Below are 6,993 nucleotides of genomic sequence, written 5' to 3'. Positions count from 1 at the left end.
CAGGTACACGTCCATCACCCGCGCCGTGGCCGGGTCGACCTCCGGCCCGCACGGGTGCTCGACGGGCGCGGCCACCGGGACCGCGTCCGGGTCGGCGCAGCCCGCCACGGCCAGGACTCCAGCCAGGGCGACGGCCACCAGCGTGGCCCCACGACGGTGGCCCATCCGGCCCACCTCCCGGGTCGATCGGCGGATCGCTACCTGTCAGACGGCCCGGACGACCCCTCGGTTCCCCAGGTTCAGGGAACCCGCTCGAGCCAGCGGTTGAAGGGGATCATCGCCTTCCAGTCGGCGAGCAGGTGGTCGAGCAGCTCGGCCGTCTGGAGCCAGGAGGCGCGGTCGTGGCGGCGGTTGAGGACCAGGGAGCGGGCCTTGAGCAGGCCGGCCCGCGGGTGGTCGGCCGGCCACGACCGGGGGGTGCGCTGGAGGGGGTCGAGCCACGGCTCCAGGCCCTTGGTGGCGGCCTTGCCCAGGATCGCCTCCAGCTCCGGGCCGGTGTCCGGGTCGGCGATGGCGGCCCGGACCCGCTCCAGGTCAGGCCGGGCGGCGTGGTACAGGCCGGAGGCGGTGTACAGCCCGGCCGGGCCGACGTTCACGTAGTAGCCGGTGCCGACCCCGGGGCCGCCGTCCTCCTGGTCGGCCCGCGACGGCAGCGACGCGCTCATCGACGTCTTGTAGGGCGTCTTGTCCTTGCTGAAGCGCAGGTCCCGGTAGATCCGGAACACCTTGGGCTCCCCCAGGTCGGGGACGCTGCGGCGCAGCCTGGCCGCGGCCGCCTCGACCAGGGCGGCGAACGGTGCCTGGACCTGCTCCCTGAACACGCCCTTGTTGGCGTCGAAGAACTCCCTGGTGTTCCGCTCCTCCAGGTCCTCGAGGAAGGCCAAGCCCTCGTCCGGCATCCCCGCGAACTCACGTGTCACGCGACAGCCTCCCTCCTGGAGCGGCGACCGGCGGCCAGCATAGCCAGGAAGGCGACGGCGAACGCGGGGATGGAGGCGCCCAGCCAGGGCAGCCGGGCCGAGAGCGGGAACGGCAGGCCCAGCAGGCCGGCGAACAGGCGGTCGACGAGCGACACCCAGGCCGTCACGGTCCCGGGGTTGATCCAGTTGTAGACCAGGAACCCGAGCAGCCAGACCAGCACGGCCGGCCAGCGCACCCCCCGGTAGGGGCCGTCGGGCCGGTACATGGCGTCGACGTCGTAGCGGCGGCGGGCGAGCACGTACCAGTCGGCGGCCAGCACCCCGAACAGGGGGACGAACAGCGCCCCGAGCAGGAACAGGAAGTTCTCGTAGCGGGCCAGGTCGTCGACCAGCACGGCCAGGAGGGTGGCGACGGCCCCGAGGGCGACGGCGACCCGGCGGCCGGGCAGGCCCGGGGCGGCGTTCTTGAGGCTGACCCCGGCCGAGTAGAGGTTGGCGAACACCTCGTCGGTCTCGTCGACCACCAGCACGGCCATGGCCACCAGCCCCACCGGCACGGCGAGCAGGGCCGCGATCACGTCGCCCTGGCCGATGGAGAGGAGGAACAGCACGCCGAGGGCGAAGAACCAGACCTGGGCCAGGAGGTAGCCGACGGCGGTGCCCCAGAAGGTCGAGCCGGCCGAGCGGCCGAAGCGGGCGTAGTCGGCGACCAGCGGCACCCAGGAGATGGGCAGGGCGATGGCCAGGTCGACCCCGGCCCAGAACGAGAGCCCGCCCTGGCCGGCCCGGCCGGCCAGGGCGGCCAGGTCGAACCGGGTCAGGGCGTACCAGGTGAGGTAGGCGGTGGAGGCGAGCACGGCCCAGACGGCGAACCGCTGCAGCCAGCGGCGCAGCACGGTCAGCGGGCCGGCCACGGCCATGGCGGTGGCCAGGGCTCCGAAGGCCACGACCCACAGCGGCCGGCCCCCGGCCCCGAACACCCGCTCGGAGATGGCGGTGGCGGCGGTGGCGATCACGAACAGCTCGAAGGTGGCCCAGCCCAGGTTCTGGACGACGTTGCAGGCGGTGGGGAGCAGCGAGCCGCGGATCCCGAGCGGGGCCCGGTACAGGACCATGGCCGGCACGCCGGTGGCGGCGGCGGGCACGGCGGCCAGCCCGAGCAGGGCGTTGCCGACCACGGCCCCGACCACGGTGGCGGCCAGGGCCTGCCACAGGCCCAGGGCGGGGACCAGCAGGGCCCCGGCGACGAGCACGAGCAGGCTCACGCCGAGGTTGCCCCAGAGCACCGCCTGGTCGAGGAAGCCGAGCCGCCGCTGGTCGGGCGGGACCGGCTCGATGCCCCACTCGGGGGGCTGCTGGATGGAGAAGGACCGCTGGCCAGCCGTCATCTCGCGCTCCCTTCGCCGGTGCTAGCCGGATCAGGTTCGAAGGGTCGCCGACCGCTGCAGTCGGCCTCTCAGCCCGGTTCCGCCGGGCTCCCCTGGCACCTCCGTCGAAGGCCCGCGGCCACCTTAGCGGGCGGTCGCCTCGGCCACCAGATCCACCACCGCCTCCCGCGGGTCGCCGGGTCGACGAGCTGGTACTCCTCCGCGACCCCGACGCTGAGCGTCTCGCTCAGCCGCCCAGGCCCAGGAGCCGGTCGACGAACCGCCGGTAGGCGCGCAGGGTCAGGCGCAGGTCCTCGGTCGAGGCGTCGTCGCTGGCGCCGGCGAGCTGGCCGCGCTGCTGCTGGAGGGCGTCGGCCACCTGCCGGACGAGGTCGTCGACGAAGCGGCCGGCCTCCTCGACCGCCTGCCTGGGCTCGTCGATGAACCCGGCCTGGATGTCGAGGAAGCGGTTGCGGATGCCGGCGGTGTCCAGCGACCCGAGCAGCGCCTCCGGCGCCTCGGCGGCGGCCGCAGCGCCCGGGGCGGGCGCGGCGTCGGCTGGCGTGCCGGCGTCGGCCTCGGCGGGAGGGTCGGCGACCGGGGCCGCGGTGGCGTCGCTGGCCTCGGCGTCGGCGGGCTCGCGGCGGGGCTCGCCGGGCTCGGTGACGGTGGTTTCGCCGCGCGAACCGTCCGGATCGGCGGTGTCGGCCACCGGGGGCTCGTAGCCGGTCCGGTTGAGCTCCTCCTGCTTGGCCCGCTCGTCGACGTCGAAGATGGACGAGCCCGCCCGGCCGGCCTCGGCCGGCGGGTCGGGGGCCAGCACCACCGGCTCGGCCGGCTCGAACGCGCCGGACGACTCGCGGTCGGCCTGGTCGCCGTCGGGCCGGGCGGCCGGGCTGACCACGGTGTCGTCGTCCGCCTCGGCCTTGGCCGCCTCGTCGGTCAGGTCGATCTCGCGGGCGTCCTGGTCCCGCCGGGCCAGCCGCTCGGTCACGGCCCCGCGGCCCGACGGCCGCTGGGCGCCCTCGTCGCCGTAGCCGGACCCGTAGCGCTCCGTCATCGTGCCTCCTCGGTCGTGGACCGGTCGGGATGACGGTCCGGCTCGGGCACGGACCCGTCCGGGTGGCGTTCCTCCAGCAGCTCCTCGAACAGCGACCGGTAGTGGACCAGGGCCTGGCGCAGGTCCTCGGTGCTGGCCTCGGAACGCTCGTTGCGGGCGGCGATGGCGTGGGCGGCCCGGTAGTCGTCAACCACCTGGGGATGGTCGACCGACAGGTCGGCGGCCCGCTGGTCGAAGTCGTCGACCGGGTAACCGCGGTCGCGCATCACCGAGGTGATCAGCCGGTCGGCCTCGCGGGTGGCCTCGGCGGGCTCGTCCACGAACTGGGCCTGGGTGTGGCGCCAGGCCTCGACGTAGCGGGCCCGGGCCTCGGGCTCCAGGGGGACGATCTCGAACCCGGCGCGGCGCTCGGTCCGCTCGACCAGCTCGGCCTCGGCCGCCTTGCGGTCGCCGGTCTCCTCCACGGTGCGCTGGTACTCCGGGCCGAACGTGTCCTGCAGCTTACGGCTGCGGCGCTGGCGGCCGGCGAAGAAGGCGAGCAGCGCCAGCAGCACGAGCACGACGAGTATGGCGACGAGCAGACCTGTGTCCATGGGTGTCCCCTTTCCCCCAGCGTCTCTTGTTTCGCTATCCCGTTCAAGCCGGGACGCAAACCTGCGACCGACGCTCAGGTGGAGGTGGAGGCCAGCGGCGGAATGCGCTCGGGGTCGGAGCGGCCGTGCTCGACCAGGCGGCGGGCGGCCTCGGTGATCTCGGCCGGGTCGGCCGTCTGCGGCGACCACCAGGACCCGAGCTGGTCGTCGTGGTAGCGCGGGAGCACGTGGACGTGCAGGTGGAACACGGTCTGGTTGCCGGCCGAGCCGTCGGAGTTCGCCTGCACCAGGTCGACCCCGCCGGCCTTGAAGGCCCCGACCACCCAGCGGGCCATCCGCCTGGCCGTGGCCGCCACGGCCAGCCAGTCCTCGACGTCGGCCGACATCACGTCGCTGACGTGGCGCCTGGGCACGACCAGCACGTGGCCGAGGGTGGCCGGGCTGATGTCCATGAACGCCATGGTCCGTTCGTCCTCGTCCACCAGGTCGGCCGGCAGCTCGCCGGAGACGATCTGGCAGAAGGTGCAATCTGCCTGCATGCCCGTGTCCTCCCACCAGAGACAGTCGGAACCGGAGCGTAACCGAAACCGGGGCTTCCCCGGGAAGCGCGGACGGAACGGGCGCGCTAGCCGCCGATCTGCGACATGCCGCGGGCCGGCTGGACGAAGTCGGCCTCGTTGATGCGGTGGCCCCACTGCTTGCGGGCGACGGCGTCCAGGTAGACCTGGGCGACCGCGTCGTCGCCGGCGCCCGAGCGGAGCACCGAGCGCAGGTCGTACTCGGTGGTGGCGAACAGGCAGGTCCGCACCTGGCCGTCGGCGGTCAGGCGGATGCGGTCGCACTGGGCGCAGAAGGCGCGGGTGACCGAGGCGATCACCCCGACGGCGCCGCGGCCGTCGCGGTAGCGGTAGCGCTCGGCCGGGGCGCTGCCGCGCGGGTCGGGGGCCTCCAGCCCGAAGGCGGCGTCGAGCCGGGCCAGGATCTCGCCCGCCGGGATCACCTGGTCGCGGGTCCAGTCCCCGGGGGCGTCCAGGGGCATGAACTCGATGAAGCGGAGCTCGACGCCGAGGTCGCGGGCCCAGGCGGCCATCGGCTCCAGCTCGTCGTCGTTGAAGCCGCGGACGACCACGGCGTTGATCTTCACCGGGTGCAGGCCGGCGGCCAGGGTGGCGTCGATGCCGGCCAGGACCCGGTCGAGGGCGTCGCGGCGGGTGATCTCCCGGAAACGGTCGCGGCGCAGCGAGTCCAGGGAGACGTTGGCCCGCTTGAGGCCGGCCTGGCGCAGCGGCTCGGCCAGGCGGTCCATCAGGAAGCCGTTGGTGGTGATGGACAGCTCGACCCCGAGCGCGCCCAGGGCGGCGACCACGTCGACCAGGTCGCGCCGGAGCGTCGGCTCGCCGCCGGTGATGCGGACCGTCCGCACCCCGAGCTCGATGGCGACCCGCAGGGCGCGGATCAGCTCGTCCCGGCCCAGCACGTCGTCCTTGGCCAGCCAGGGCAGGCCGTCCTCGGGCATGCAGTACAGGCAGCGGAAGTTGCACTTGTCGGTGACCGAGACCCGCAGGTCGCGCACGACCCGGCCGAAGCTGTCGACCATCTCAGGCATCGGGGACCCCCACCCACTCGCCGCCGCCGGCCCAGCGCTCCTTCTTCCAGATGGGCACGGTCGCCTTGAGCTCGTCGATCAGCTCCCGGCAGCCGGCGAACGCCTCGGCCCGGTGCGGGGCCGCGGCGGCCACGATCACGCTCGGCTCGCCCGCCCCGACCACGCCGGTCCGGTGGGCCAGGTAGACGGCGCCCAGGCCGTGGGTGGCGGCGGCCTTGCGGGCCACCCGCTCCATCTCCGGCTCGGCCAGCTCGGCGTAGGCCTCGTACTCGAGCTCGTCGACCTGGCGCCCCTGGTTGGGGCTGCGGGTGGTGCCGACGAACAGGGCCGTCCCGCCGCAGGCCGGGTCGAGCACCGCCCGGAAGGCGGCGTCCAGCGACAGCGGCTCGGAGGTGAGCAGGACGGTCAGGTTCACCCTCCCACGCTACACCCCTTCCGGAACCTCACCGGGCGCCCTCCAGGACCTCGCAGAGCGATTCGAGGCTTTCGAGGTTGTGGCCGGCCAGGAACACGTCGACGTACGGCAGGGCGGCGGCCATGCCCCGGGCCAGCGGCTCGTAGCGGGGGCTGCCCTTGAGCGGGTTGACCCAGATCAGCCGGTGGGCCAGGCGCGACAGCCGGGCCACCTGGGCGGCCAGCAGGGCCGGGTCGCCCCGCTCGAGCCCGTCCGAGCAGAGCACCACCACCGCCCCGCGCATGGCCACATGCTGGGACCAGCGGTCCAGCAGCTCCTTGAGGGAGGCGCCGATGCGGGTGCCGCCGTTCCAGTCGACCACCGCGGCCGCGACCTGGCGCAGGGCGTCGTCCGGCTCGGAGCGGGCCAGCGCCCTGGTCACCCTGGTCAGGCGGGTCCCGAAGCAGAACACCTCGACCCGGCGGCCGGCCCGCATGGCCGCGAACCCGAACTGCATCAGGGCCCGCGAGTAGGCCGACATCGACCCGGACACGTCCAGGATCAGCACCAGCGGCCGGACCCGGCGGCGGCGGTCGCGCCAGGCCCGGCGGAACGGCTCGCCCTGGGTGCGCAGCGACGCCCGCAGGGTGCGGCGCTGGTCGAAGCGGCGCCCGTAGGGCGACGGCCGGTAGCGGCGGCTGTGCCGGGTCGGCAGGTGCACGCCCAGGGCCCGGATGATGTGGTCGGCCTGGAGCCGCTCGGACTCGCTGAGCTCGTCGAAGGACTTGTTCCGCAGCACCTCGGCCCCGCTGGCCAGCACCCCGACGATGCCCTCGCCGTCTTCCGCCCCCTCGGCCGGCTCCCAGGACTCCTCGGCGATCCCCTGGTCGAGCAGGACCTCGAGCTCGGGCGTGCCGGGCGTCTGCGGACCCCAGCCGGCGACCATGGCCAGGGCGTCGGTGGTGGCGCTCGGGAAGTACTCGTCGAAGGCGGCGTCGTAGGCGGTCAGGTCCTCCCTGCGGGCCACCATGGCCACCCGCCCGGCCCAGTAGA

The 6,993-nt window shown here is 74.4% G+C and carries 8 protein-coding genes and 1 riboswitch; all 8 genes read right to left on the bottom strand.

The window, feature by feature from the left end:
- Positions 1–239: 239 nt before the first annotated feature.
- On the bottom strand, positions 240–920 hold the full coding sequence (locus VF468_04205) for a DUF2461 domain-containing protein (GenBank protein ID HEX5877517.1): 681 nt from the start codon (positions 918–920) through the stop codon (positions 240–242).
- A complete protein-coding gene (locus VF468_04200; GenBank protein ID HEX5877516.1) occupies positions 917–2,308 on the bottom strand; it encodes a cytosine permease in 1,392 nt (463 codons plus the stop codon). Before VF468_04200 ends, VF468_04205 begins: the two co-directional genes overlap by 4 nt.
- A riboswitch (TPP riboswitch) is annotated at positions 2,299–2,413 on the bottom strand. It overlaps the preceding gene by 10 nt.
- A 121-nt stretch (positions 2,414–2,534) precedes the next feature.
- Positions 2,535–3,347: a hypothetical protein gene (locus VF468_04195; GenBank protein HEX5877515.1), complete on the bottom strand. Its 813-nt coding sequence runs from the start codon at positions 3,345–3,347 to the stop codon at positions 2,535–2,537.
- The gene (locus VF468_04190) at positions 3,344–3,940 is read right to left on the bottom strand and encodes a hypothetical protein (protein ID HEX5877514.1); all 597 of its coding nucleotides are present in this window, start codon (positions 3,938–3,940) and stop codon (positions 3,344–3,346) included. The genes VF468_04195 and VF468_04190 overlap by 4 nt, the downstream gene beginning before the upstream one ends.
- 74 nt (positions 3,941–4,014) lie before the next feature.
- Positions 4,015–4,479, bottom strand: coding sequence for an HIT domain-containing protein (locus VF468_04185; GenBank protein HEX5877513.1), 465 nt, complete (start codon positions 4,477–4,479; stop codon positions 4,015–4,017).
- 86 nt (positions 4,480–4,565) lie between these two features.
- Positions 4,566–5,546, bottom strand: a complete 981-nt coding sequence (gene moaA / locus VF468_04180) for a GTP 3',8-cyclase MoaA (protein ID HEX5877512.1) — start codon at positions 5,544–5,546, stop codon at positions 4,566–4,568.
- Positions 5,539–5,961 (bottom strand): molybdenum cofactor biosynthesis protein MoaE, encoded by a 423-nt coding sequence (locus VF468_04175; protein ID HEX5877511.1) that lies wholly within the window; start codon positions 5,959–5,961, stop codon positions 5,539–5,541. Before VF468_04175 ends, moaA begins: the two co-directional genes overlap by 8 nt.
- 28 nt (positions 5,962–5,989) lie before the next feature.
- A partial coding sequence (locus VF468_04170) for a VWA domain-containing protein (GenBank protein HEX5877510.1) occupies positions 5,990–6,993 on the bottom strand: 1,004 nt, incomplete at its 5' end.

It is taken from the genome of Actinomycetota bacterium (genome assembly GCA_036280995.1).
Classification (GTDB): domain Bacteria; phylum Actinomycetota; class CALGFH01; order CALGFH01; family CALGFH01; genus CALGFH01.
This window is presented reverse-complemented; position numbering and strand designations above follow the sequence as displayed.